This is a genomic window from Methanosarcina sp. UBA5, from assembly GCF_002505485.1.
Taxonomy (GTDB): Archaea; Halobacteriota; Methanosarcinia; order Methanosarcinales; family Methanosarcinaceae; genus Methanosarcina.
In genome coordinates this window covers 1-25,988 of sequence record NZ_DAVG01000048.1, presented here as the reverse complement: position 1 = coordinate 25,988, position 25,988 = coordinate 1, and the positions used below count along the sequence as shown (strand labels likewise).

16 protein-coding genes and 2 pseudogenes are annotated in these 25,988 nt (G+C 38.5%); 15 read left to right on the top strand and 3 right to left on the bottom strand.

What is annotated here, in order from left to right; genetic code table 11:
• The first annotated feature begins 2 nt into the window (after positions 1-2).
• The 8 genes and pseudogenes from BP621_RS04455 to BP621_RS17180 all read left to right on the top strand — a co-directional run.
• Entirely contained in the window at positions 3-659 is a 657-nt protein-coding gene (locus tag BP621_RS04455) for an HD domain-containing protein (RefSeq protein ID WP_292388180.1), read from the top strand.
• 335 nt (positions 660-994) lie between these two features.
• Positions 995-2,293 carry an amidohydrolase family protein gene (locus BP621_RS04450; protein ID WP_292388179.1) on the top strand — a complete coding sequence of 433 codons (1,299 nt, stop codon included), beginning with the start codon at positions 995-997 and terminating at the stop codon, positions 2,291-2,293.
• Between the two features lie 134 nt (positions 2,294-2,427).
• On the top strand, positions 2,428-3,663 hold the full coding sequence (locus BP621_RS04445; RefSeq protein WP_292388178.1) for an adenosylhomocysteinase: 1,236 nt from the start codon (positions 2,428-2,430) through the stop codon (positions 3,661-3,663).
• 754 nt (positions 3,664-4,417) lie between these two features.
• Complete coding sequence (locus BP621_RS04440; RefSeq protein WP_292388177.1) at positions 4,418-8,059, top strand: PAS domain S-box protein; 3,642 nt, start codon at positions 4,418-4,420, stop codon at positions 8,057-8,059.
• 183 nt (positions 8,060-8,242) lie between these two features.
• Positions 8,243-8,689, top strand: a complete 447-nt coding sequence (locus BP621_RS04435) for a response regulator (RefSeq protein ID WP_292388176.1) — start codon at positions 8,243-8,245, stop codon at positions 8,687-8,689.
• A gap of 32 nt (positions 8,690-8,721) precedes the next feature.
• The gene (locus BP621_RS04430; RefSeq protein ID WP_292388175.1) at positions 8,722-10,587 is read left to right on the top strand and encodes a PAS domain S-box protein; all 1,866 of its coding nucleotides are present in this window, start codon (positions 8,722-8,724) and stop codon (positions 10,585-10,587) included.
• A gap of 1,602 nt (positions 10,588-12,189) precedes the next feature.
• Positions 12,190-13,137, top strand: a pseudogene (locus BP621_RS04425) (DUF3344 domain-containing protein); the annotation flags it as partial.
• A 30-nt stretch (positions 13,138-13,167) separates the two neighbouring features.
• Positions 13,168-13,419, top strand: a pseudogene (locus BP621_RS17180) (PKD domain-containing protein); the annotation flags it as partial.
• Positions 13,420-14,281: 862 nt separating this feature from the next.
• Here BP621_RS17180 and BP621_RS04415 read toward each other — a convergent pair.
• Complete coding sequence (locus tag BP621_RS04415) at positions 14,282-16,405, bottom strand: DUF262 domain-containing protein (RefSeq protein WP_292388174.1); 2,124 nt, start codon at positions 16,403-16,405, stop codon at positions 14,282-14,284.
• A gap of 652 nt (positions 16,406-17,057) precedes the next feature.
• Between BP621_RS04415 and BP621_RS04410 the strand changes: the two genes are divergently transcribed.
• On the top strand, positions 17,058-18,641 hold the full coding sequence (locus BP621_RS04410) for a transglutaminase-like domain-containing protein (RefSeq protein WP_292388173.1): 1,584 nt from the start codon (positions 17,058-17,060) through the stop codon (positions 18,639-18,641).
• Between the two features lie 545 nt (positions 18,642-19,186).
• Here the strand turns inward: BP621_RS04410 and BP621_RS04405 are convergent.
• Positions 19,187-19,378, bottom strand: a complete 192-nt coding sequence (locus BP621_RS04405; protein WP_292388172.1) for a hypothetical protein — start codon at positions 19,376-19,378, stop codon at positions 19,187-19,189.
• 112 nt (positions 19,379-19,490) lie between these two features.
• The gene (locus BP621_RS04400) at positions 19,491-19,640 is read right to left on the bottom strand and encodes a hypothetical protein (RefSeq protein WP_292388170.1); all 150 of its coding nucleotides are present in this window, start codon (positions 19,638-19,640) and stop codon (positions 19,491-19,493) included.
• Between the two features lie 361 nt (positions 19,641-20,001).
• Between BP621_RS04400 and BP621_RS04395 the strand changes: the two genes are divergently transcribed.
• The 6 genes from BP621_RS04395 (at position 20,002) to BP621_RS04370 (ending at position 25,972) form a co-directional block, all read left to right on the top strand.
• Positions 20,002-21,372, top strand: coding sequence for a hypothetical protein (locus BP621_RS04395; protein ID WP_292388169.1), 1,371 nt, complete (start codon positions 20,002-20,004; stop codon positions 21,370-21,372).
• Positions 21,373-22,008: 636 nt separating this feature from the next.
• A complete protein-coding gene (locus tag BP621_RS04390) occupies positions 22,009-22,170 on the top strand; it encodes a hypothetical protein (RefSeq protein ID WP_292388167.1) in 162 nt (53 codons plus the stop codon).
• A 710-nt stretch (positions 22,171-22,880) separates the two neighbouring features.
• The gene (locus BP621_RS04385; protein ID WP_292388166.1) at positions 22,881-23,711 is read left to right on the top strand and encodes a hypothetical protein; all 831 of its coding nucleotides are present in this window, start codon (positions 22,881-22,883) and stop codon (positions 23,709-23,711) included.
• Entirely contained in the window at positions 23,701-23,829 is a 129-nt protein-coding gene (locus BP621_RS04380; protein ID WP_292388165.1) for a hypothetical protein, read from the top strand. Before BP621_RS04385 ends, BP621_RS04380 begins: the two co-directional genes overlap by 11 nt.
• Positions 23,830-24,610: 781 nt before the next feature.
• Complete coding sequence (locus tag BP621_RS04375) at positions 24,611-24,877, top strand: hypothetical protein (RefSeq protein WP_292388164.1); 267 nt, start codon at positions 24,611-24,613, stop codon at positions 24,875-24,877.
• A gap of 132 nt (positions 24,878-25,009) precedes the next feature.
• The gene (locus BP621_RS04370) at positions 25,010-25,972 is read left to right on the top strand and encodes a carbohydrate kinase family protein (protein ID WP_292388163.1); all 963 of its coding nucleotides are present in this window, start codon (positions 25,010-25,012) and stop codon (positions 25,970-25,972) included.
• Positions 25,973-25,988 lie beyond the last annotated feature (16 nt).

Genomic DNA, 25,988 nt, shown 5'->3' with positions numbered 1-25,988 from the left:
ATATGGACCTGATAGGAAAAACGAGGGAATTTGTAGCTACCTTTCTTGAAGGCGAGCCCAGTTCCCACGATATGTCCCATATAAACCGGGTAGAAGCTCTTTGCCTGGAAATCCAGAAAGAAGAAGGGGGAGATCTTCTAGTATTGCAGCTTGCAGCTCTCCTCCACGATGTCGGCGTAATTAAGGAACATGAAGAAGGCGGGGACCATGCCGTATACAGTGCCGAGATCGCTTCTGAATTTCTTTCGAAAATGGGGCTCGGAAAAGAAGTTATTGAAGCTGTTACTGGTTGTATCCGGACTCACCGCTTCAGCGCAGGGGAAAGCCCGGAAGCGCTCGAGGCTCGAATTTTGCAGGATGCCGATCGGCTTGATGCACTTGGAGCAGTAGGGATCTTCAGGGCTGTTCTTTCCATGGGAGCTCTCAGGATGTTAAAGTACACAACAGGGATGGATAAAGGGAGTTCAAAAAGAACCGTGTACATTGAAGACCCTATTGAAGGCTTTAACGAATATATGCAGTACAAACCTTTCACAATTCCTGAGAAGTTGAACACCGATACCGCAAAAAAGATTGCCGAGGAAAGGCTGAAAATCATGTGCCTTTACCTTGAAGCACTGAACCTTGAGGCTAGAACTGCGAACAGGGGCTCTAAGTAAGGAGTAGATTCGAGTAGACTTCAAAGGCTTTAATTTTGATGGAGTAAAGTCCGAAAGTAAAGCGCCAACGCTGCAAAAATCCATTTTTCAAAAATTTATTTGTTCTCAAAAATATTTATATTTTCAAAAATTTTTATTTGTGAATAATCATGAAATTCTTTTTTCACATGGTTTTAGCATAATTCTCAGGACAACTTTTTTTAGGATAACCTCTTAATTCCAATACCTTTTAATCACAGTTACCTGTTAAGTCCAGTATTTCTTTAATTTGGACAGCATCCTTAAATTCAGAATAGTCTAACAGCTTCAGTTTATTACCTGACGGATCTGATTGTATGGCTGACATAATTGTAAAAAATGCTTACGTTCTGACGATGGACCCTGATGCGGGAGACCTCAAAAACGGGACTGTTGTTATTGAAGACGGAAAGATTACGGAGATAGGGGAAAAGACCAGCGAAAGTGCCGATACCGTGATTGATGCAAAACATTCGGTAGTAATGCCAGGGCTTGTAAATACGCACACTCACGCCGCAATGACGCTCTTTCGGGGTTATGCTGACGATTTGCAGCTTGCAGATTGGCTTGAAGGGCATATCTGGCCTGTTGAGGCAAAACTGACTGCAGAAGACGTCTATAAAGGCAGCCTGCTTGCCTGTCTGGAGATGATCAAGTCAGGTACTACTTCTTTTGCAGATATGTACTTTTATATGGATGAGACTGCAAAAGCTGTTGAGGCATCAGGGCTTCGGGCCTCGCTTTGCCACGGGCTCATAGAACTCTGGAACGAAGAAAAAGGAGAAGCTGACCTTAAGGAAGGAAAACGGTTTGTTCGGGCCTGGCAGGGAGCGGCTGACGGCCGAATAAAAACAATGTATGGGCCCCATGCCCCGAATACCTGTTCTGAAGAATTCCTTGCAAAGGTGAGGGAAGAAGCAAACAAGGACGGAGCCGGAATCCATATCCATCTCCTTGAAACGGAAGCCGAACTCCTGGCTATGAAAGAAAGGTACGGAAAATGTTCAGTACACCTCCTTGAAGATATAGGGTTTTTAGGGCCGGATGTGCTTGCAGCTCACTGTGTCTGGCTTTCGGAAGGCGACATAGAAATTCTGGGGAAAAGAGGAGTGAATGTTTCCCACAATGTCATAAGTAATATGAAACTTGCTTCAGGGATTGCACCTGTACAAAAGATGCTCGAAAAAGGAGTCAATGTGAGCCTTGGTACTGACGGCTGTGCCTCAAACAATAACCTTGACCTGTTTGAGGAGATGAAAACGGCTGCTCTTCTGCATAAAGTCAATACTTTCAACCCTACTGCTCTTCCTGCGCAGCAGGTGCTTCAAATGAGTACTGTGAACGGTGCAAAAGCCCTTGGCACGGAAACCGGCATGTTGAAAGTCGGAATGAAAGCGGACCTGATTGTGGTGGATATGAAAAAGCCGCATCTAACCCCCTGTTTTGATGTGCCTTCCCACCTGGTGTACTCTGCAAGAGGAAGCGATGTCAGGACAACAATTGTAAATGGGAAAGTCCTTATGGACGATTACAAAGTGCTGGCCCTGGACGAGCAAAAAGTAATGGAGGAGGCTCAAAAAGCCGCAGAAGAACTTGTTGCAAGGGTAAACGCCTGAAAACTCCACTTATGATAAAAATAATTATATAAAGTATTCTGCTATAGAACCTGAATAAGTAAAAGGCAAACACTTATGTTTGAAGCTAGAATAAAGATCGAACTCAACCGAATATCTGATATTACGGGATCAATATGACCGAAAAAGAACTCATAGAATCCGGAAACATGAAGATGGACTGGGCAAGAAACCATATGCCTGTACTTGCCATCGTCAGGAAAAAATTCGAGGAGGAAAAACCCCTGAAAGGGCTGAAGGTAGGAATGGCCCTGCATGTGGAAGCAAAAACCGCAGTCCTTGTAGAGACCCTCGCTGCAGGCGGTGCAGAGGTATCAATCACTGGTTGCAATCCCCTCAGCACGCAGGACGACGTGGCCCTTGCCCTGGGTACCCGCAAGAATATAAACTGTTTTGCAAGATATGGAGTCGAGAGCCAGGAATATTACGAAGCAATTGACCGGGTCCTGGACATCAAGCCCGATATCACAATCGATGACGGAGCAGACCTTATATTTAAATTGCATAAAGAAAGGACCGACCTGCTTCCGAATATCCTTGGCGGCTGCGAGGAAACAACTACAGGCATTCACAGGCTTCATGCGATGGAAAAGGAAGGCGCCCTGAAAATGCCGGTAATGGCAGTAAACGACGCCATGACCAAGTACCTCTTTGACAATCGCTACGGGACAGGCCAGTCAGCCTGGGATGGGATTAACAGGACAACAAACCTCCTGGTAGCAGGCAAAAATGTCGTTGTAGCAGGCTACGGCTGGTGCGGGCGCGGAGTTGCGATGAGGGCTTCAGGCCTTGGGGCAAATGTAATCGTTACTGAAGTCGATCCTGTAAGAGCCCTTGAAGCCAGGATGGACGGGTATAGGGTCATGAAGATGGCAGATGCTGCAAAATTAGGGGAAATCTTTGTTACTACGACAGGAAACCGTGATATCCTCACAGCCGAACATTTCAAGTCCATGCCTGACGGGGCAATCCTTGCAAATTCCGGCCACTTCAATGTGGAAATCGATATGGAAGCCCTTGCCTCCCTCGCCAAATCTGTCCAGACTGTAAGACATAATATAAAAGAATACGATCTCGGCGACAGGCGCATTAATGTCATAGCCGAAGGCAGGCTGGTTAACCTTGCTGCCGGTGACGGCCACCCTGCCGAGGTTATGGATATGAGTTTTGCAAATCAGGCTCTCTGTGTGCGTTATATTGCCGAAAATAAGCTTCCGAACGGAGTCCATAAGGTACCTCTGGAACTTGATACTTTTGTGGCAAAAATGAAACTCAAATCAATGGGCATAAGTATCGATGAACTCACGCCGACACAGGAATGCTACATGAGCGGCTGGGAATGCGGGACGTAATTTAGAAAAGAAGCAATAAAGAATAATTTTCGCAATCAAGAGATTCTGACGCTTTAAAGTGCAGTGAATATATTATTGCTTTTAATTTTTGGTTGCATTCCATCTTCACGTGGTAATAGTATTGACTGCATTTCAGAATCTTTATACATTTTATAAAACCTAACATGCTTTATAAATTAGTTTTATTTTATGGAATTTACTTTACTTCATAAGTACTACAGCATTTAAACTATTCTTATTATGTTTTAATATTATGTTTTAATATTACTGCGCTCTTTTTAAGAATTTTCAGTGAGAATTAAATATTTTGAGATTTATCATAGACAGTTTTATAACTAATAACTGTAAAAAACATAATGAATGTATAATTTATTTTATAAATGTCTTTGGAAAAAGGATCTATTTATTACTTTTTACAAAAATATTTCGACTCGCTTTTTATAAGGAAAGTCTACGTGAAATCGATAGCAATAATAACTGTAAAGCGATCTTGAGATCTTTACTATAAACTATTAATTAACATAAATTGGAAAATGATGGATGACTGGCGTATAAGAAAATAACAGGGTCTAAAAACTTTATAAGTAGTGGGTTAAAAATTGAGCGTTAAACATCAAATGATTAGATCGAGCGATTGCAGCAAGTTTTTACTGCAAGGTTCCCGGTTTTGAAAGATTACTTACAGGTGACGAATTCCTCGCACCTGGTTAAATACTAGCCTTTAAATTACCTTTGAGATTCGGAAAGGGTTGAAATGGGAAAAGTTTTGAGGAATTCTGGGATTGACATTATTGGAGAGGTGCCCTGGGGAACACACTTCTGCCAGTTCTACCAGACAAAACAGGATTTGGTTGACATATTAGTTCCTTATTTTAAAGCTGGCCTGGAAAACAACGAATTCTGTATGTGGATCACATCAGAACCTCTGGAAGTGGAAGAGGCAAAAGAAGCCCTTAGAAAAGCTATTCCAGAGATTAATGTTTACTTAGAAAAAGGACAAATCGAAATTATTCCTTATACTTACTGGTATGTCAAAGAGAGAATTTTCGATTCTCAGAGAGTACTTAATGGCTGGGTTGAGAAACTCAATCGAGCTCTGGCTGAAGGCTATGACGGTTTAAGATTGAGTGGAAACACCTTCTGGTTGGAAAAAAAAGACTGGAACAGTTTTGTTGATTATGAAGAAGAAATCGACAGTATCATTAGCAACTATTCAATGATAGCCCTGTGCACATATTCCCTCGATAAGTGCAGTGCAACCGAAATTATTGATGTAGTTATCAACCATCAATTTGCCCTGGTTAAAAAAGAAGAGAAATGGACGCAAATTGAAAGTTCCAGGCGCAAAAGGGAAGAAGAGAAAGCTTTTCAAGCCACACAATACTGGGGATCTACCTTTGATTCAATGCCGGACCTGATAGCCATACTTGACAATGAATACCGGATTGCTCGTGCAAACAGGGCAATGGCGGCAAGATTGGGGCTGAAACCGGAAGAATGCATAGGGTTAACTTGCTATCATGCTGTTCACGGGACCTGCGAAGCTCCCTCTTTTTGTCCGCACAGGCGGTTGCTTGAGGATGGGCTTGAACATACTGAAGAGATTTGCGAAGACTGCCTGGGTGGTTATTTCATAGTGAGCGTTTCGCCACTCTATGACTCCAAAGGAAAAATTGTCGGGAGCGTGCATGTTGCCCGTGATATTAACGAACGCAAACAGGCTGAAGAAGCCCTGATTAGAAGTGAAAATGAATTCCGCACACTTGCAGAAAATTCTCCTGACATAATTGCCCGCTTCAATCAAAAAAATCGCCATATGTATGTAAATCCTGCCGCTGCCGAAGTTTATGGCCATTCTCAGGAAGAAATCATCGGGAAAAACCATTGCGAACTGGGAAGAAATCCTGAACAAATAAAGTTCTGGGAACAACATCATCAGAGCGTTTTTGCCACAGGAAAACCAGAGACAATGGAATTCCAGTATAGATCGCCTCAAGGAAAAGAATACTACTTCAACACAAGAATAGTACCGGAGTTTGTTAATGGTAAAGTGGCTTCCGTCCTTGCTATCTCCCGTGATATTACATACATAAAAGAAGCTGAATCTAGGTTAAAAGAAACCCTTGATAATTTAGAGGAATTAGTTGAAGAAAGGACATCAGAAGTTGAAAAAGCCTATAATTCTTTGAAAGAAAGTGAAAGAAGCCTTTCTGAAGCTCAAAGAATGGCACATCTTGGAAACTGGGACTGGAACATTATAACTAATGAGTTGTACTGGTCTGATGAAATTTATCGCATCTTCGGGCGCAGTCCCCAGGAATTTGGGGCAACTTTCGATGTATTTCTAGATTATGTGCATCCAGACGATCAAGATTATGTAAATAATTCTGTCAAAGAAGCTTTTAACGGAAAAAACTACAGTATTAATCACCGGATTACCTTAGCCAGTGGAGAAGAGCGTATAGTACATGAACAGGCCGAGGTTATTTTTGACGAGGAAAATATCCCTGTCCATATGAGAGGAACAGTTCAGGACATTACAGAGCAAAAAATGGCTGAAAAGGCATTAAAACTGGCTAACGCATATAATCGCAGTCTCATCGAGGCAAGTATAGATCCCTTTGTAACTATTGGTCCGGATGGTAAAATTACTGATGTGAATAATTCAACAGAATCTATTACGGGTTATTCTCGTGAGGAGTTAATTGGGACTGATTTTTCGGATTATTTCACCGAGCCTGAGAAAGCCAGAAAAGGATATCAGCATGTGTTCCAGAAAGGACTGGTGCGAAATTATCCTCTGGAAATTCGGCATAAAAACGGGCATATAACTCCTGTTTTGTATAATGCATCGGTTTACAGAGACGAAGCTGGAGAAGTTATTGGGGTTTTTGCAGCTGCACGTGATATTAGTGAGCAGAAAAAGGCTGAAGAAAAGATACAGATACTCGCGAGTGCTGTCGAGTCATCGGATGATGCCATTATAACCAAGTCTATTGATGGCGTTATTACAAGTTGGAATAAAGGGGCAGAGCAGATTTATGGCTATCTCACTGGAGAAATTCTTGGAAAAAATATCTCAATACTTGAACCAGATAATCGTAAAGGAGAGATAAAGCAATTAGTTAAGAAAATCCAAGAGGAAGAGAGAATCCAGCACTATGAAACATTGCGGTTAAGAAAGGATCATACATTAATAGATGTTTCAGTAACTCTTTCTCCGGTTTTGGATGTTTCCGGGCAACTTATAGCTTTCTCCGTTATTGCAAGAGACATTACCGAGCGAAAAAAGGCAGAGGAAGCTCTGAGGTTATCAAGCATTTATAACCGTAGTCTGATCGAAGCAAGTTTAGACCCTCTGGTTACTATCGGCCCTGATGGGAAGATAACCGATGTGAATAAAGCTACAGAACTGGTTACAGGTTATTCCCGTAAAGAGTTAATTGGGACTGATTTTTCAGACTATTTCACCGAGCCTGAGAAAGCCAGAGAAGGATATCAACATGTCTTCAGGGAAGGTTTGGTACTGGACTACGAACTTGAAATTCAGCACAGAAATAGTCACTTAATTCCTGTTTTGTATAATGCTTCTATATATAAAGACGAAAATGGTGAAGTTATTGGGGTTTTTGCAGCCGCCCGTGATATTACTGAGCGGAAAAAGGCAGAAGAGCTGTTAAAACTGAAATTAGAAGAGCTTGCTCGATCAAATGCAGAATTAGAACAGTTTGCCTACGTCTCGTCCCATGACTTGCAGGAACCTTTAAGAATGATAGCAAGTTACTTACAGCTTTTGCAAAGAAAATATCAGGGAAAGCTTGACGATAAAGCTGATAAATACATTTATTTTGCTGTAGACGGGGCTTCCCGTATGCAAAACCTGATAAATGATCTTCTGGAATTTTCTCGAGTGACTACAAAGGCCAGAGAATTCGAGCCTACAGACTGCAAATCTGTTCTGGATCAGGTGCTACTTGATTTAGAGGTATCCATAAAAGAAAATGAAGCCAGTATATCTTATGATTCTTTACCTGTAGTAACGGCAGATCCTGTCCAGTTTACTCAGGTGTTCCAGAATCTTATAAGCAACGCTGTAAAATTCCGAAGTGAAAAAGCCCCGAAAATTGAGATTTCTGCCGAAAAAAAGACTGATCAATGGTTATTTTCAGTAAAGGATAATGGAATTGGAATTGACCCTAAATATTCTGAGAGAATTTTTGAAGTTTTTAAAAGACTTCATAAAAGAGAAGAGTACCCAGGGACAGGCATAGGACTTTCAATTTGTAAAAAAATCGTAGAAAGGCACGGAGGACAGATTTGGGTAGAATCTGAATCGGGTAAGGGTTCAATCTTTTACTTTACTTTACCAGTAATTCCTGTAAAAATTTCATGTTAAAGACTTTACCATAAGTTTCGTGATACTGACTTTACATAAATCTCATGATACTGACTTTACTGTAATAATGGCAACGACTATACCGTAAAAATATGATCTTTAGAAATTTGATTCAAATTCGATAATCAGTTTCGGGAAGGCTTGAAATTTTTATTTTGACTTATAACCAGGATGGTCATGTAAATGAGAACTCGGATAGTATTTAAACCGGTAGAGATTCTTGTAGTAGAAGACAGTAAAGGCGATATTGGACTAATAGAAGAAGGTTTCGAAGATGCAAAAATTGGGAACATTCTTCATATTGTAGAGGACGGAGAAGAAGCAATCGCTTTTTTACGTGGCGAAGGGCAATTTTCAGGTTCCCCGCGCCCGGATATAATACTTCTGGATTTAAATTTACCAAAAAAAGACGGACGTGAAGTTCTTGAGGAAGTGAAAAGCGACGATGAACTCAAAAATATACCTATTGTGGTTTTAACCACTTCGAAAGCCGAAGAGGATGTCCTGAGATCTTATAATCTTCATGCCAACGCATATATTACCAAACCTGTTGACTTTGATCAGTTTCTAAACGTGGTTAAATCCATAGAAAATTTCTGGCTTGAGATTGTAAAGCTGCCATCGAAGTAAGGCCAGAACAACACGGATAGGGCGGTTTGACTATGGATGAGAAGGTAAAAATCTTACTTTTTGAGGACAATCCAGGTGATGCAGGTTTAATTGAAGAGATGCTCGAAGAGTTCGCCGACTTTCGATGTGAACTTAAAACTGTTGAGATCCTGAATGAAGGTTTGAGTCTTCTTAAAGAGAATCCATTTGATATAATATTATCTGACCTGGGATTGCCAGATAGCTATGGCATTGATACTTTTCTTGAAATTCATTCAAGAAACTCACGAATTCCCATTATAATTCTGACGGGAATGAATGATGAAAAAATCGGAATCGAGGCTGTAAAGAAAGGCGCTCAGGACTATCTAGTCAAAGGGCAGGTAGACAGTAGATTATTGAAACGTTCTATCCAGTATTCCATTGAGCGTAAAAAAGCAGAAGAAAGAGTTCAGAACTTAGCGAATATAGTGGAATCGTCAAATGATGCTATTGTAACCCGGTCTCTTGACGGTTTCATTACCAGCTGGAACCTGGGGGCAGAGCAGATCTATGGGTATCCAGCTGAAGAAGTTTTGGGGAAGCCTGCAACAATCTTAATACCATGCGCTCTGGGAAATGAAACACAGAAGCTAATTGAGATGGTAAAACAGGGAGAAAAGATTCACCAGTACGAGACTTCAAGGTTAAGAAAAGACGGTAAGATTATCGATGTCTCAATGACTCTGTCTCCAGTTTTCGACATCTCTGGAGAACTTATAGCTGTCTCGGTTATTGCCAGAGATATAACCGAGAGTAAAAAGGCCGAAGAAAAGCTTCAGAAGAGTGAGGAAAGATATCGGATCGTAACAGAACAGACTGGCCAGCTCGTGTACGAGTATGATATTGAGGAAGATAAAATTTACTGGGCAGGGGCAACAGAAAAGGTTACAGGATATACTCAGGAAGAACTACTGAGCACCGGACTTAAGCTCTGGTTAAACAATGTCCATCCTGATGACCAGAGGTTAGTCTGCGACCAAAAGATAAATGACTGCGACAAAAGCATAAAAAACACTGAAAGTAAACAAAACTTCCATCTGGAATATCGTTTTAGAAGGAAAGATGGAACTTATATCCATATAGAGGATCACGGAGTCTACCTTCAAAAAGGAAACTATCTCACAAACAAAGTCCTTGGGATAATGAAGGATATCACAGAAAGGAAAAAGGCTGAATATGCTCTGAAAAAGATTGAAGAAGTCCGTAAAAAGGAAATCCATCATAGAATAAAAAATAACTTACAAGTGATCTCTTCTCTGCTCGACCTGCAGGCTGAAAAATTCGCTGGCAGTGATATTTATGATACTTCAAAAGTGCTTGCAGCTTTCAGGGACAGCCAGAATAGGGTTATTTCTATGGCTTTGATCCACGAAGAATTGTATGGGTCAAAAGAAGTCAGTATTCTTAACTTTGCAACTTACCTGCAGAAGCTTACTGAAGAGCTCTTCAGGTGTTACAATGTTGGAGCTTCAGGAGCCAAAATGATCCTGGAAATCGAGGAAGCTATTTTTTTTGATATGGACACTGCAGTCCCATTAGGAATGATTGTTAATGAACTGGTTTCAAATTCCCTCAAACATGCATTTCCAGGCGGGAAAAACGGAGAAATCAAGATAAAACTCTTCAGGGAAGAAAGCGGAGAATCTGAAGACTGCGAAACTGAAGACAGTAATGAAGCACGTAAAAATAAAAGTTATATTTTGACCGTTTCGGATAACGGGATAGGTATACCTGAAAGCATCAATCTGGAAGACTTCGATACCCTTGGAATCCAGTTGGTAACCATCCTGGTAGACCAGTTGGATGGAGAACTTGACTTGAACAGGGATTCTGGAACTGAATTCGTTATCAAAATAACAGTAGCGGACAATAAGTAAAAACGAGTCAGCGAGAGCAATAAATAGAGATGTTTATTTCAGTCAAATACCCCGCTAGCTTGTTGCGGGGATGGAAAAACTTTCCCGGTAACCGTTATTAAATAATCGTCTTATATTTTTTAAATAGCTTCTCTGAATCCCATACTCTGAATAATCAATATTGTCATAAGAGATTTATTAAAGAAATCTCTATTTTTATCTTGATAAATTCTATTATTTGTGATAAATATTAACTTTTTATTACTCGTAAAGTCTGACTCTTTAAGCGCTCTTCTTATATGACCGGTGCATTGCTTTCAGAATAATCCCTTTTAGCCCTGTTGATCTTGTTTATCTACTCCAAAATATTGATCCAGAAGGATTGGAGGTAGTTTTGAAACAACCTCAATAATAAATTTCTATAATCCTAGGCAGTCGGACCAGCTTTAAGATAACTTTAGAGTTGGTCCAAAACTCAAAATCAATTCATTATATATCGAACTTGCAATTACCACTCAAGCTTCGAATCATTGGGACAATTCCGAAAATTTATTGATTTGAGAGTAAAGTTGGTTTTGGGGCGGCCTCTAACTTTAAACCAAATATTGATACTATTGATAAAGTTGAAATTACCTGGGGGAGCGATATATACAGAACTTGTGAGGATAGGGGCTTCTCGTCCCGATACCCTTTTGAGTATATTTGATGAAATTATTGAGAAATGAGGTTATTCTCACACTCGGAAGACATAAGGGATGCCATCAGGAGTTATGTTTCATACTTGAGAGTTGATTAGTGATATTAAAGACATTGTATAGACCATGAAGATTATTTACGACCACACAAAAATAGGTCTTTCAAATGCCCCCATAGATATCCATCACCACTTACTCTCACCTGATAGATATTCAGTGCATATTTACTTCGGTTACGGAGACTGTTTTTCTTTGGTTTGAGTTTTGATTGATTTTTCCATGCTTGGCTGTATTTTCTGGTCATAGATTCAAAATGTATTTAATTTATATTTTTGCTATTACTTTCACAAGTTTAATATTACTAATATTAATAATTATGTTACTATCTCCTATATTAATTAATGCTAATCCTATTAATTAATAACATTTAAATAATTCATATTCGTAACTCTTTCATGAAGTAATAGTGTTGTGACAAACAAATCCTCTCTTATAAGTCAAAGTTTGTGGAAAATGTGAGTAAGATTGATTTCATTATTAGAAGTTCAACATTGAAAAAATCAATGAACATTATAAAAAACACTTGAACTCTAATCTGAGCATCTGCCTGCTTTTAACCTTCCTGTAATCTCAGCAACTGCATGGACATCACCAAATACAAAGGCTCGCAGCTTGGCAACATCAACTTCAGTAACTCAGATACCTAGCTAGGTACTGAGCAGAACTAACTGCCATGATTATTTTTATCACAACACAAACTTCCAATCCCCAGAAAGATCTTGTGAGCCTCAAAGGCAGCAACTCTGCCGTCCTTTGAAGAGAAAAAATGCATCGGCATAGCAGGAATCTCAGTAAAAGTCAGTAAAATACAGGAGCAGGTCTTAGGGTTCTGGACGATTATTCAGGCTTTGGAAACAGAAAACAAACAATGTTATTTGTGCAGAGTCGACCTGGTAAGGTCGTTGTCCTGCTTTTTCAGGTGACGAATATGAACTTCAAATATGTTAAATATATATTTCCAATACTGGTAATGCTGCTGTTACTGGACATGGCTTCGGCAGGATCTCTAACCACTGCGAACAGCTACGCTGGTGGCATTCCGTTGACAACTGTCCAGAAAGGAACTGTCTCCGGTGGGCTATGGTATGACTCATATCCGGGATTTGCCACGCCCGCACAGAAAATTTTCGTACTGCCTGCATACACGGACGTCAAATGGGCCAGGCTTTACGTTACCGTCTCTGATGGCCACATGAAGGAGAATCGTAGGGGCAAAATTACCATCGACATCGATGCAAACGGTGATGGCAAGTATGAGCTCCAGAAGCATGAGACCTTTAATACATCATACTCGTTCCCAGGCGAAGGTGGAAAGGGACCTGTGTGGGTCAATAACCATATGAACCGCGTGACGAGTGACTACCTGATGTGGTATGATCTCAAGAACACGATCAAAGGTAATAAGGTGAACGTGAAAGCTGCAACCTCAAAGATCGATTCTTCGTTTGACGGCCGGATCAAGGCGATGACCCTGATCATTGCATATAATGATGGCGATGCTGACCAGGTGAATTACTGGATCAACCAGGGTCATGACACAGTCAACCCTGATGACACAAGCTACACTGGTTCGACTGCATTTGGCACATCCAAGCTTACAGATGGCTGGAAATCAGCAAAACTTACAGCAATCTACCTTTCCAGTGTGGATGGGAACTATAAGTTTCGTGGGAATAAACTAGCATCCGGAGTGAAATCGGGACCTTACTACGGTGCTAATACCTGGGATGTAGGCAAATTCCTTACTGCCGGCAAGGATAGCAAGCTTACGTACGATAAACATAACCACAGCAGCTACTACAAAATTCCGCTTGCTTTTTTAAGCGTCCGGTATTCTTCTACTGCAAAAGCACCTGTTGCTGCTTTTTCTGCTTCTCCAAGGTCAGGAAAAGCGCCTTTGAAGGTTCAGTTTACTGATAAAAGTACCAATAATCCAACTTCATGGAAATGGAGCTTTGGAGACGGAGCCTATTCCACAGTCAAGAACCCTGTACATAAATACAGTAAAGCTGGAAAATATACTGTAAGCTTAACAGTAAAGAATGCTAAAGGCAGTAATACTAAAACTATTTCTAGATATATTGTAGTGACCAAATAAATATAGTAAACTCACGAATTAATTGAGAAAATATAGTAAACTCATGAATTAGTTGAGAAAATATAGTAAACTCATGAATTAGTTGAGAAAATATAGTAAACTCACGAATTAGTTGAGGTTTTACTATATTCCTCAAAATTCCTTATTATTTAATAATACTTCCGAGACAATCGATTTAGAAAATCCAGATACACTTAGCCTGCGGATTGTAGGCATTCTTGTTCATCAACTGGATAAATAGTAAGTTATTCGGATTATTAGAAGCTCCTGTTTTTAAAGTTGCAACGAACTGGAAGAAAGCAGATAAATTTAACTTCGTACTACATATAGAAAATTTTATCAATGTTAACTTTATTGTAATTATATAAGGTGCATTGAAAATGTGGTTACAAACTTTGTTTAAAGCTTTGGAGGAGGAATATAGAAGAGAGTTTATTAGCAGTTCTTTTACTGATGAAAATGCTAAGTTAGCTATAGAAAAGCATGGGTCAGATATACTTAATTTTCTAAGAGCTCGTTTCGACGTATTTGATATCACGATTTTAGTTTTTTTCTTGGGATTTCTTTTGGGGACATCATCCTAAATAACGTTTATTTGTAATTGGTTAATTAATTTTATGCAAAATTTTTTTGGAAATTTATAATTAGTTAACTCTTTTTCATTCAAAAATTATTTCGTATTTGTTATGTTGGTTATATTTTGGGAAATCAATGTTTTTTCTGAGAGCTCATCTCAAAACTTGAAATTTGCTTCTTGGGCTTTGTATTTCGAATAATCAATCAAGCTCAAGATCATAAAAACACTTTGAAATTCCCAATGATTATAAGAATAAAGTGGCTTTTGGGACAGATTCTATCAGATTTACATTACATTAGATTTTGCTTCCTCACATTCTATATACTCAAACTTCTCAAGTGCTTTCATCTCTCTTTGAAGTTTGATTACAAGATCGTCTTCACTTATATTAAATTTTTTCATCATTTTTCTAATGTTTTCTATAATATAACTTGTACCTAAGTTGCCTTCTAAGAATGTCGATTCATTTATTTTTATGGGAGAACGCAAATCAGTCTCTGATTCTGATATATATTTTTTATTTTTTGAAGTTGTAAAGTCATTATCATTTATAAATAACTTAAATTTAGAGGGATCTGTCATGTAAAGTTCTCTTGCTACATGCCCGTATAATTTTCTCCAAGATAACACTTTTCGTTCCCTTCCCAAAAAAATACAGGAGCTAATTTTTTCACCTGTAAAATTATGTTCATCCGATAATGAGTATATAGGGGAAATATCAGTCGAAGAAACATATTGTGTACTAGGATACATCCATACTTCCAAAGCAACATCTTTTAAAATAGAAGCTCTTCTTTTAATTGTACCTTCATTCCACCGTGGAGTTTTCTTTAAATGCTCATTTAAATATAATTTGCTTTTACTGAACCCGTTTTCCATCAGCTTTTTTTGATTAAAATTTTTGTTACTCATTTCCCTATTATACGCAGTTAATGTTATGTTTCCGATGGTATTTAGGTAGTTTTCATAAATGCTTCTCCAACTAGCACCAAGATCTTTAATCCACTGATCGCTTAGATTTTTTGGCATAATGTGTTCAATTGTTAATTCATTGGACATTAAAAGACTTTCAACATCTACTTTTTCTCGATTTCCAAAGTTTTCTATCCTCTCGAGAATATATGAGCAGTTTTTAGAATTGTAAATATCTTTTGACACGAATTTTTCAGCAAATTCTTTGTCTTCAGGGAATCTTTGACTTCCTTTTTTCTTCTTGAGTAGATATTTTAATATTGCTACATAGTTTTCTTTATAATCGGGATAGTTTTTGATTTCCCTGCCAAGTGTCATATAAATTTTGTTTAAGGCATTTGGGGAAACGTCGCATATTAACCTTCTAAAAGAAAATGATTCTACAAGTAACAGTATTTCTTTTAAATCTTCCTTATTAATTACACCTTGAGTATAGTCACTATAAATTTCCAGCAAAAAAGGATATGAAACAGTGATATTAAGCTTGTTAATTCTCTGTAAGATTTCATTCAAATCTTTATCTGGCTCATTTGCTAGAGCAAATCTATTATAATATTTTGAATATTCGAGCAATTCTTTTAATAGAGGTTCAGTATTTAATTTATAGTTCAAAGTGTATCTTTTGAAGCTAGAGTATACATTATCCTGTTTGGGTATTTTCCTCTCTTTTAATGTTAAATAGTGACGTATGAAATTACTTACTTCATAATTTGTGTTTTTTTCTATTTTATTCCAGTACTTTTCGTAATAATATTTCTGTTCCTTGTCAGTTAACCCCATGAGAATAAAGTTTCTTACTAAGTCTGCTGGCGTTAGGCTTAGTCCCGTTGAGTTTATACTCTCAAATATTAACTGTGGGTTATCTTCACCCTGTTTTAGCTCAATTTCAACTATAAATAATTTTTTTATCGCATCGAATATATCATCGATGGATTTTTCATGCTGTTTTAACTGTAAGCAAAAATATTTATAATTCTCTGTTATATTAGAATTCTTAATGAAATAATCCTCATTATTCTCAAACAAAGCCAAAAATGCCTCGTTATCTTCTTTAATTGGCTTTAACCTTATTTTTTTCTCGTTTTCCAAGTACTTATTTACTAGATATCCTTCTTTTATTTGCTCTTTATTGAAAGTAGCTTTAATTTCTTCTCTGTCTAACAAATTATACATTGCTAAAAGTAACACAGACAACGTAGTAATTCTCTGTTGTCCATCGATAATTAAGTATTCTTGTCCTCCTTCTTCATAATAAATAGAAACAATACTTCCCATGAAATGATTACGAAAGCTGTTATCGATTATTTCTATTATGTCACAAAACAATTGTTCACACTGCTCTTTTTTCCAATCATAATTTCTCTGATATACAGGAATTATAAAATGTTTGTCTGACCCTTCTAAAAAACGTAAAAAAGCTTTCTCGTTTGCTTTCATGGGCAATGCTCTCCATTTATCTTCTCATTATATACTTATAACATATCCAACTCAATCTTTAAAAACTTTTATTTATCCTAATTATTTTGTAAAAATAACAAGTATTTGTTAATTAATAATAGTAAATGAATACTAGTTCACAAATTAAATTATACATAGGCTTAAACATTTAAGTAAACTGTAATCAAAACTCATTCCAAGCTTAAAATTTGTTGTATGGATATTTGCCTCAGAACAAGCGAGATTAGAACTTACACGGGCTTATTATCAACAACTTCCGACAAAAGTAAGTATTCAATTTACTGTTTTCTGTTAAGCTCTGATGTCTGCCGCCTATTTCTATGTGATTTCATTAAGCTGATCTATCTGTTTGTTCTTTGTAAGCACCTACTCATAAATAATGCCTACAAATAAACTCACGTTTCATATAATGTAAAATTCTCTTCAAAAATCCTTATTTCTTAAATGAGAATAAAAAATGCTTAGGATCTTTTCTTGCTTTCCCGAAAATCTGTCTTCTGAACCCCAAACTCAGACCTAACGAAACTCAGAATAAAAAATGGAGAAACTTTCAAATAATTACACTCACATATTATTTTTTGACAGTTTAACTGGGTTTATAGTATAATTTCTGTTTTCAGGGGGAGTACTTTTGATTAATGCTGACATTTCACATACAATCGTCAGGCTAGCCAAGCTAGCAATAGTACTTGTTGTTTTGTATGGGGCTGCTCACAGGCTCAGGTTCAATTATACTACTCCGGCAATAATAATTATTGCTCTTTGTGGGGTAGGGGCTATTGTTGTGGATTTTGATGGAGACGGATTAAACACTCCCAGTGAGATTCAGCATGATACCAGTATATTCAAATCTGATTCGGACTCTGATGGAATTTCAGATGGATATGAAGTCAGCACACTCCATACTGATCCTGCAAACGGCGATACTGATTCCGATAATATCTCGGATTTTGACGAAGTAAACAAGTATAAAACCAATCCGTTGAGCGAAAATTCTGATGGAGACTTATACGGAGATTATCAGGAGATCTTTAAGTTTGGTACAGACCCTAATTCCAGGACAGTATCAAAGCTAATTGTCAAAACTTCTCCTGTGAACGGTGACATATTCATAGATGGAGAATTTCAGGGTAAGGGGCAGATATCAATAGAATTGAAGCCCGGTACATACAAAGTGCAATATGGTAATGTAGACAATTATCATTTCCCTCAACCCCAGTTAGTGACCTTAAAATTTGGACAACAAATGAATATTGTTGGAGATTATGAGTCCTACTCCCCTTCAAAACTGGTGGTTTCAAGTGCAGTATCCGATATGTCTGGTGTGAGTCCAGCAGTATACAGTTATTATGTGAATAATAAAAAGCAGCTTTTCCAGGTGACTATTGCTAACAACGGGGAGTCGTCTGCAGAAAATATTGTTCTGTCTACACGTGTTGAAGGTGGAGATTGGGTCTCATCATCTATCAATGAGATATCTCCGAATAAAGCGTCGAAAATAGGAATAACCCCAAACATACCCGAAAAGGTATTTGAAAAGGCTGGCAAAGAATCGACGAAAAATCTGTATTTGAAACTCGAATACAGTTCGTTAGGAACAAAACAGCCTGTTGTGGAAAGCACTGTTCCTCTCAAGGTATACGGTAAAAATGCGCTTCCGTTATCAGATACTGCTAAGTTAGCATCTGCAGATGCAGGTATCTCATCAAAATCGTTCTATTCATATTATATCGATCCACATGATTCGAATGTGAGGAGTATTGCTGCAAGTGCGACAATGGGCACCGATGACGATCTGGACAAAGCCAAACTAATTTTTGATGCACTTGGTCAATACGGAGTGTATTACGTCTCCGATCCTAATGACCCACTGGGGACCGGTGTAGATTATATCCAGACTCCGTCCGAAACGTTATCCCTGAAAGGGGGAGATTGTGACGATCTAGCTGTACTTTATGCATCTGCACTTGAATCTGTAGGTGTGGATACATCACTGGTCCATGTTCCTGGTCATGTCTTTGTTGGATTTAAAGTGGATGGGAGCTGGCATTTGATTGAAACAACAATGGTTAAAGCCCCAGAGATTATTGATGGCTATGAAATTTCATATTTTGATCAGGCAACATCCTCTGGATATGATACGTATACAAGAAATACTAACTCAGTACTGATCGTGATGACAGAGCAAACCTGGGAACAAGGGATTACATCGTGAACGATCTCTAGAAATGGAATAATCTTGAGGAGGTCGTGAGTAGGGAAGGGATTACGTTGGCATGAGCATTCGCCGTTATATCAGGGTCATGTAAGAGTTATCGTCCAGAAAATCCTTATTTCAAAATATCTGGTTGGCAAAGTGCGTTTTTTGGTATGTCTGAATATCTTTCATTCTAAATAAGTACAACCTTAATGCCCAAGATAATGATGATGTTAATATGTAAAAAAGTAAGGGGAAAAGCACTTTCATTTCTTTGTACCTATTATTCGAAGAGTTTCATATGCGTTTTATCTAACTGTCAAAGTCAGGATATAGAGACACGTAATGACCATGAAGTCGATGGCCTCTTCTTAATATAAATTAAAGTATAGAAAGAGCAAGAAATAGGAAACAACAGCATTAGATCTTTAAGGCAAAGTTGGATCTTTAAACTCTCCTTTGAGAAGTTTTATTATGGAGTTTTGGGACCTGACAAGATTTTCTCATAAAAATGAATTTTTCGTTTAATTCTTAATGGAACTCTTTAGCCATCAAATGTTTTTTCAGTTTCTTCTGGGGTTCTTTAGGTGCCATTCCCAGACTTTACCATCTTCGAAATTATCCAGTTCGGCAACGAATTGAAAACCACGCTTTTTTAGTATGGTTGTTGATGCACTTTCTTCAGGAAGGGTCTGCGCAGCAATTGTCAGTTGAGGCCCTGTATCGAATGCTATCCGTATAAGCGCTTGAGCCATGCGCGTAGCTACACCCTATCCCTCGTACTCAGGAAAAGTGAAATATGCAATTTCCACCCGGTTGTTTTCTGGAGGGGCTTTAAACGCACATGTGCCTACACATTGCTTTTCCTCAAGTAGCAAAGTAACCAATCCATGGTGGGACGTACCCTGCTGCCATATATAATCCGGCTGTTGAACTCATTACCTCTTTAACCAGATCCGTAGGACCATTGATTGGTTTTGCGACAGTGCCGCTTTCTGTTATTTCAATAAGTTCCATTACATCACTCTTATTAACTGAAGTTTTTTAACTGAAGCTTAAAGAGAAGTATTTATCAGTTATACTTTTCTTACACATTTGTATTTTTCTTACATTTTATATTTCTCTTATACTTCTCTTTATTCTTCTCTTACACTCCCAAACCTTTCAAAAAGTTTAAATACCTCGGGGTAGCAGATAGGTTCTCGATCAAAAATATATCGCATTGTATTTATTGCATTATATTATTGTTTATTTCTGCTATTAAAAATTAATTTAGTCCAAAATTGTTTAACTGTGGACCTGTATTATGCTGAATTATAGTACTATATAATTGTAGATTCTAGTATCCGATGAGATATTTAAATAGAAGGCTGAAATAATGCGGCAACAGGACATAATAATTAAACAGCTGGCACAAAAAATAGCAGATTTTATCGAACCTGTTATCCCTTATCTGGTTATTGGGTCTAAAAAAGCGGCTGAAGAAGCCTGCAAACAGGTGGGGTCTGGAGTTTGGGAGACTAAAAGAAAACTCTGGGAAAAACTATGTTCGACAGAATGTATTGAATTGAAAGAAGCCGCGGGAGATATGATTGTTGCACCCACGGATAAGGATGTAAGGCAAGTTTTTATTCAGGAGATTTTAAAATTGCTTGAAAGAAACCCTGATTTAGTTACAGAAATTTCATCTTTTATGGATTATAAAACAGTACAAAAGCTAATGACCGAAGATAGTTCGGCCAGGATTGCAATAAAAACCTCAAAACAAATTTCAAAACAAACTTTAATTGATAAAATTAGAGTACTTGACGAATTTAACAGGCTGCTCGGAGCCTTCATAGCAAGAAAAGGTATTTCTCAGGGTCCAGATCAATACGGAACGCCCGATTCTGAAAAACCTGTTACTGGTCTGGGAGTTATAGGCGAAAAGAGTCCCAGTGACTTACGGATTGAGCAAATTGCAGAGATTAAGCATACCACAAAGACTAATTTTGTAAAAACTAACGTTGAAAATACTGACAGTGAAATTCAAGATAAGGTTCAAAAGGCAAAGGCTCTTTTACTTCTAATCTCACGTTTGGAAAAGCCGGAAAAAGGAGAGATCATGGAAGAAACCCTTGATTTTGCCTCCCAAATTCAATATGGGGATTTAAGGTCACAGGCCCTCTCTCTGGTTGTCATGTACCTGGATGAGCCAAAAAAAGCCGAATCTATAGAGAAAGCCCTTGAATCTGCCTCCCATATTCAGGATGAGAACGAAAGAGCCCTTATCTTTTCATCACTTCTTCTTCACCTGAGAGGGCAAGGCAAAGAAAAGCTTATTGAAAATATCTTTTGCTTCTCACACAATCTTCAATATGGAGATACAAAATTCCAGATACTTTCCTCACTTGTTCCGCACCTTTACGGATTAAAAAATGAAGCTATTATTGAAAGGGCCCTTGAACTGATAGAGGTGATTTTCTCTGACTATCAAAAGGTACAGGCTCTCTCATCTCTTGTTCCATATCTAGACGAGCAAAAAAAAGAAGAAATTCTGGAACAAGTCCTTCAATTAGCTTTTGGCCTTAAAGATAAGGACATGAGGCCCGAAGCTCTCTCGTATGTTATCCCGCACCTGGACGAACCTAGAAAAGAAGAGATCCTTAAAAAAGCCCTTAATCTGGCATCCGAGATTAAATCCGAGTCCCAAAAAGCTGAGGCTCTATCCTCGTTTGCTCCATATCTTGATGAGCTAGAAAATGAATAAATTATGGTTTTGTGGGATAACTCTCTAAATACATTGCAAGAGGCTGAAAATGAAATAAAAACATATCAGGTCATTCAGCACAATAAATCTATTCTTTATTTCAAATGATTTTACACATTCCTCAATTTAATATTTTTGTAAAATTTTACAATTTAGGCCTTCTAGAAGCTAAATTTTATTTCAGTTGAATACCCCGCTAGCTTGCTGCGGGAATGAAAAACTTCCCCAGTAACCGTCAGTGATAATGCTATTTCTCAATTACATTTTTGTTTGTTGACTTCTGCTGATACAAAATCGTATTGTGTTATCTTCTTTAACGGAGTTTGGAGCGGTGGCGTGAACATACTCCGTTGCTTGCAGCGGGGTGAGCCAGTACAACTTTAATTGTACCTGCTGTTCAAGAAATTTCATGTTCACTTTGGATAATCTGTACAATGATTGGTACTGGTTCTTCCTGCATACGTGATGGTTCTAATGATGCGGGAAAATCAAAAGAATAAAATGAAGGCAGTTGGCGTATAGATTCAACGATGCGCCAAGCATAGCAAGATGTATATGCATCTGGTAATATAACTAAAGCAGTATAATGAAATAAATAAAAGCTTAATCGAAAATAAAAATAATAGAGGTGTATCTATGGGTGAGGTTAAAAGTGTGTGCAAAACAGCTGCAAAAATAGCTTTTAGTGTCGTTGTGGGCGTTGGTTTAATTGGTTTTGTTAAAGGCTTATGTGTAGGCTATTTAATTGGTCATTACAAAGATAAGCGTAGTTGGCATAACATAAAATGTACTGATTAGACAGAAGAAGAACAAAAATAATAGAGATGTGTTTAATTCATTGACAAAGTCGACAAGTTAATAACAGACTCCTTTGCATTAGTTATGGTTTGCATTGCCGTGTATTTCTTATTGAAAATCTCATAATTTTAGAATATTCTTCTATCACTTCTTTTTTCTCCTGGCGCTTTTATTGTCTTCTACATTTCTACGGACTTTAAAACAAGAGCCACTGCTGAAGAAAATAGATCTCTCTCAGTGCTTACTGATACATGTTCACATCAGTACATTGTTATAGGATTAAATGAAATACTTTATATTGTTTAAATGAGATACTATTTTTGGTCAAACTGAGAGAATCTGGAAGTAGAGGTTTAAAAATAAAGCATGAGCAAGTCTATCAGAAATACTATTGATTAGACAATTTGAAATTTCATGCTACTCTTTCTCAGTTCAACTGAGCAGATCCTTATAAAAGGTCCTGAAAACAAATGTATTTCTTTTGCTTAAGGATGAAGTATTTAAGGATCTTGATAAGTGTTAATCAGTACATTTAAGACTTTGCCGGAATATAAAGTTCGAAAAAGTCTATCCTTTAATTAAATTCCTTTAATTTTCCTATTTCTGAAAGTAAGCTTATATTTAAGCCAGAGTTACTTTCAAGACTGTCAACAGGCAGACAGCCGTGAGACAAAAAGGAAGGAAGACACGGTAATTAACGGAGGTAAGCTATGACAGTAAGAATATTAAAGTCAATTTCCGGTTTTGCGATGGTGCTGATTGTATTGAGCGTCATCCCTTCAGGAGCTTTCGCTTCAGAAAACACAACCCTGACAAATTCGACGGATCCGATTTATGATCCAGGACCTTGTCCTTCATGTCCTGAAGGGAATATAAGTGAAGAAAATTTTACTGAGGTTCAGGCGGATATGCTTGACTTAATCAGTAAAAGAATTACTGAACTTCAAACTCTCTATAGTGAGATAAGTAAGGTTTCGAATGCATCCGACCTTCAAAAGGTTTTGTCCAGCGACAGGCAGGCAAATGAGGGCATGGTACCTGGGGTAAGGCATATGAAACCAGATAAAATGCAAATGGAGCCTGACGGAAGGCATGGGTTTTGTTCTATCCTGCTTGAAAATGTGACTGATGAAAATTTCACTGATGTTCAGGATGTTGTACTGGATTCCCTCCAGAACATGACTGAGAGGGTCGAAGCTACGCAAACCAGACTTATGAAAGCCGGTCAGAGCAGCAGAGCTGAAGAACTCAATGAAAAGATCACTGAGATTAAAAATCTGTACGCCGAGGTGAGCGAAACCTCCACTGCAGCAGAACTCAAAGAAGTCCTATTCACTCATGAGCAGGCAAAGGCCCTTAATTCCATTGAAAAGAAAACTGAGCTTCTTAAAGCCAGAGTGAACAAAAGCGAAAACGCGAGTGATGAACAGCTCAACAGCAGCATTAATGAACTTACAGTTCTGATGGAAGATATCAAAGGGGCCAAGTCTTTTGACGAACTGAAGGAGATAATGTACTCAGCTAGAGATAGTGCAATGTAAAACGGAACGTATCCCGACGGCTCTGTGCGACAGAAAGGCTACGACCCTATGGACCGCCCTGTCCGAAACTCAGGATAACGCAACTGAAAACAACACAAACAGCAGCACTGGAATCTAACGCGAAAAGCCCACTTATTGAAGAACTATAAATCTGCTGAAAAGGAAAACATCCTCCCGAGCAACCGTTGCGCCGGTTGATCACGTCGACATGTTGTTTTCGCTCAAGCCTTTTTTAAAAAGGCTTGCGATCACGTCGGATAGGATTTGGGGATAAGGCTTTCAAACTCAAACACTGTTTGGGGTTTTCGCTCAAGCCTTTTCTGAAAAGGCTTGCGGGCAAGCAGTTTTTTAGAAAGACTTGCGTTGTACCACTTGATCACAACGCTTAGAGGTATAACAGAAGAGCTTGATGAACGCAAAAGATAGGTTGCAGAAAGGCTTGTTAAAATTCGTTGAGGGCGGGCTCAGCCTCATGTATCAGGACCCCAAGTACGACAAATTCGCATTTGCCCTAGAAGAGGATGTCGATTGCGAAAGCAGGCTGGATACATGCAAAGCTCCGTGCTGCAAATTGCCGTTCTCATTGTCAAGACCGAGATGTGGAAGAGGGAATCATCCGAGGGGAGTTCGGTAGCCCCTATCTGATCACGCATGGCGGTGATGGCTACTTGTGTATTTTTTCTCTTAGTCATAATTCTTTAGGACTCTTATATACTCTGATCAGAAACTATTATATATTTTATGTATAGAATAATTAATAATATATGAGAAAAAATAACACGGCGAAAAAGTTAGAAATAACTCGAAGACCTAGATGGGAGCACTGACCGAAAATAGATAAGACCGGCAGACAGTGAGCCTTTATTTCAAGGAGTTATTTTATAGAGTGGAGAAATTATATGAGCATTATAGATGAGCATATCGTTGACCAGAGTAAGTATATTGTCGATGTCGCCTTGAAGCTGCGAAATCTCGATCTTGAAATTGCTCGAAATCCAAACTGCTATGAACTTAAGTCGAGGCGATTTAAAGTATTGGAAGACCTTCATGATAAAACTCGCGCAGAAATGGTTCAAGCCGCAGCCGAGCTCCGTAGAAGTAAAGACAGAGAGGGAAATCATTGTGCTGATTGCATGAGATGTGATCTATATAAGGAGTTTATTTAAATTGTAACACTATAACTTTATGATTCTCAGGAGTGATTTATTTTTTAGTTCCTTCAAAACTTTCTTATTTGGATTCTCAGGTCAAAGTATTAGGTCAAAATATTATCACTCATAAATCAATATACTATACTAATGAACGAAAATTCTCATTCCAGCCGCATTAAGCCAATTAAAGCCCTTACCTTCGGGGAAGCCCTTTTTGATATTATAAAGGATTCAGCCCACCTTGGAGGAGCTCCGCTAAATCTTGCAGCCCACCTTGCAAAACTGGGAGCAAAACCGGCTGTGATCACGGCAGTCGGAAGGGATGAGCTTGGAGAAAGCCTGCTTTCCCAGGCTGAAGCAATGGGAGTTGACACCTCTTACATCTTAATTGATGAAAAAAGGCCGACAGGAACGGTTACTGTCGAACTGCAGGCTGAAGGAATTCCGGTTTTCACGATTAACAAAGGTGTTGCCTGGGACGCGATTACACCGGGAGAAAAGGAGTTCAGGGCTTTTTCCGGGAAAGAATGGGATGTTTTCTGCTTTGGAACCCTTGCCCAGAGGTCGGAAGAAAACAGAAAGACTCTTAAAAGGCTGTTTTCGAAAATAAAAACAAAGCATTTCTTCTACGACATAAACCTGAGGACCGGATTTTACAAAAAAGAATGGATATTCTCTTCCCTCGAACACACCACGATTTTAAAGATGAACGAGGAAGAAGCCTATACGCTTTCCAGCCTGATTTCTGACACTGCTGACGCCTGCAAACCCTTTTGCTCATACAAAGCTTTCTGCCGGCTCCTTACGGAAAAATACCCTGGAGTATCTGTAGTCTGCATAACAAAAGGGCCCGGAGGGGCTGCTGTTTACCATAAAGGCGTTTATGAGGAGGTAGAGACCACTCCTGTCGAAGTTGCAGATACGGTCGGAGCAGGCGATGCCTTTTCCGCGGGTTTCCTTTACGCCTGCCTCTCAGGGTACGGAGTTTCAAAAGCCGCTTCAATTGCCTGCATCCTTGGGACGTACGTTGCATCTAAACCGGGTTCGGTGCCCGAATATTCTAAAGAACTTATGGAGAAACTCAAAGATCAAGGATTAAACTTGAACTAAGAGCCTATCCGAAAAG

Coding starts and splice junctions, on each gene's coding strand:
- BP621_RS04455 (WP_292388180.1), top strand. CDS start 3: ATGGACCTGATAGGAAAAACGAGGGAATTTGTAGCTACCTTTCTTGAA.
- BP621_RS04450 (WP_292388179.1), top strand. CDS start 995: ATGGCTGACATAATTGTAAAAAATGCTTACGTTCTGACGATGGACCCT.
- BP621_RS04445 (WP_292388178.1), top strand. CDS start 2,428: ATGACCGAAAAAGAACTCATAGAATCCGGAAACATGAAGATGGACTGG.
- BP621_RS04440 (WP_292388177.1), top strand. CDS start 4,418: ATGGGAAAAGTTTTGAGGAATTCTGGGATTGACATTATTGGAGAGGTG.
- BP621_RS04435 (WP_292388176.1), top strand. CDS start 8,243: ATGAGAACTCGGATAGTATTTAAACCGGTAGAGATTCTTGTAGTAGAA.
- BP621_RS04430 (WP_292388175.1), top strand. CDS start 8,722: ATGGATGAGAAGGTAAAAATCTTACTTTTTGAGGACAATCCAGGTGAT.
- BP621_RS04415 (WP_292388174.1), bottom strand. CDS start 16,405: ATGAAAGCAAACGAGAAAGCTTTTTTACGTTTTTTAGAAGGGTCAGAC.
- BP621_RS04405 (WP_292388172.1), bottom strand. CDS start 19,378: ATGGCTCAAGCGCTTATACGGATAGCATTCGATACAGGGCCTCAACTG.
- BP621_RS04400 (WP_292388170.1), bottom strand. CDS start 19,640: ATGGAACTTATTGAAATAACAGAAAGCGGCACTGTCGCAAAACCAATC.
- BP621_RS04395 (WP_292388169.1), top strand. CDS start 20,002: ATGCGGCAACAGGACATAATAATTAAACAGCTGGCACAAAAAATAGCA.
- BP621_RS04390 (WP_292388167.1), top strand. CDS start 22,009: ATGGGTGAGGTTAAAAGTGTGTGCAAAACAGCTGCAAAAATAGCTTTT.
- BP621_RS04385 (WP_292388166.1), top strand. CDS start 22,881: ATGACAGTAAGAATATTAAAGTCAATTTCCGGTTTTGCGATGGTGCTG.
- BP621_RS04375 (WP_292388164.1), top strand. CDS start 24,611: ATGAGCATTATAGATGAGCATATCGTTGACCAGAGTAAGTATATTGTC.
- BP621_RS04370 (WP_292388163.1), top strand. CDS start 25,010: ATGAACGAAAATTCTCATTCCAGCCGCATTAAGCCAATTAAAGCCCTT.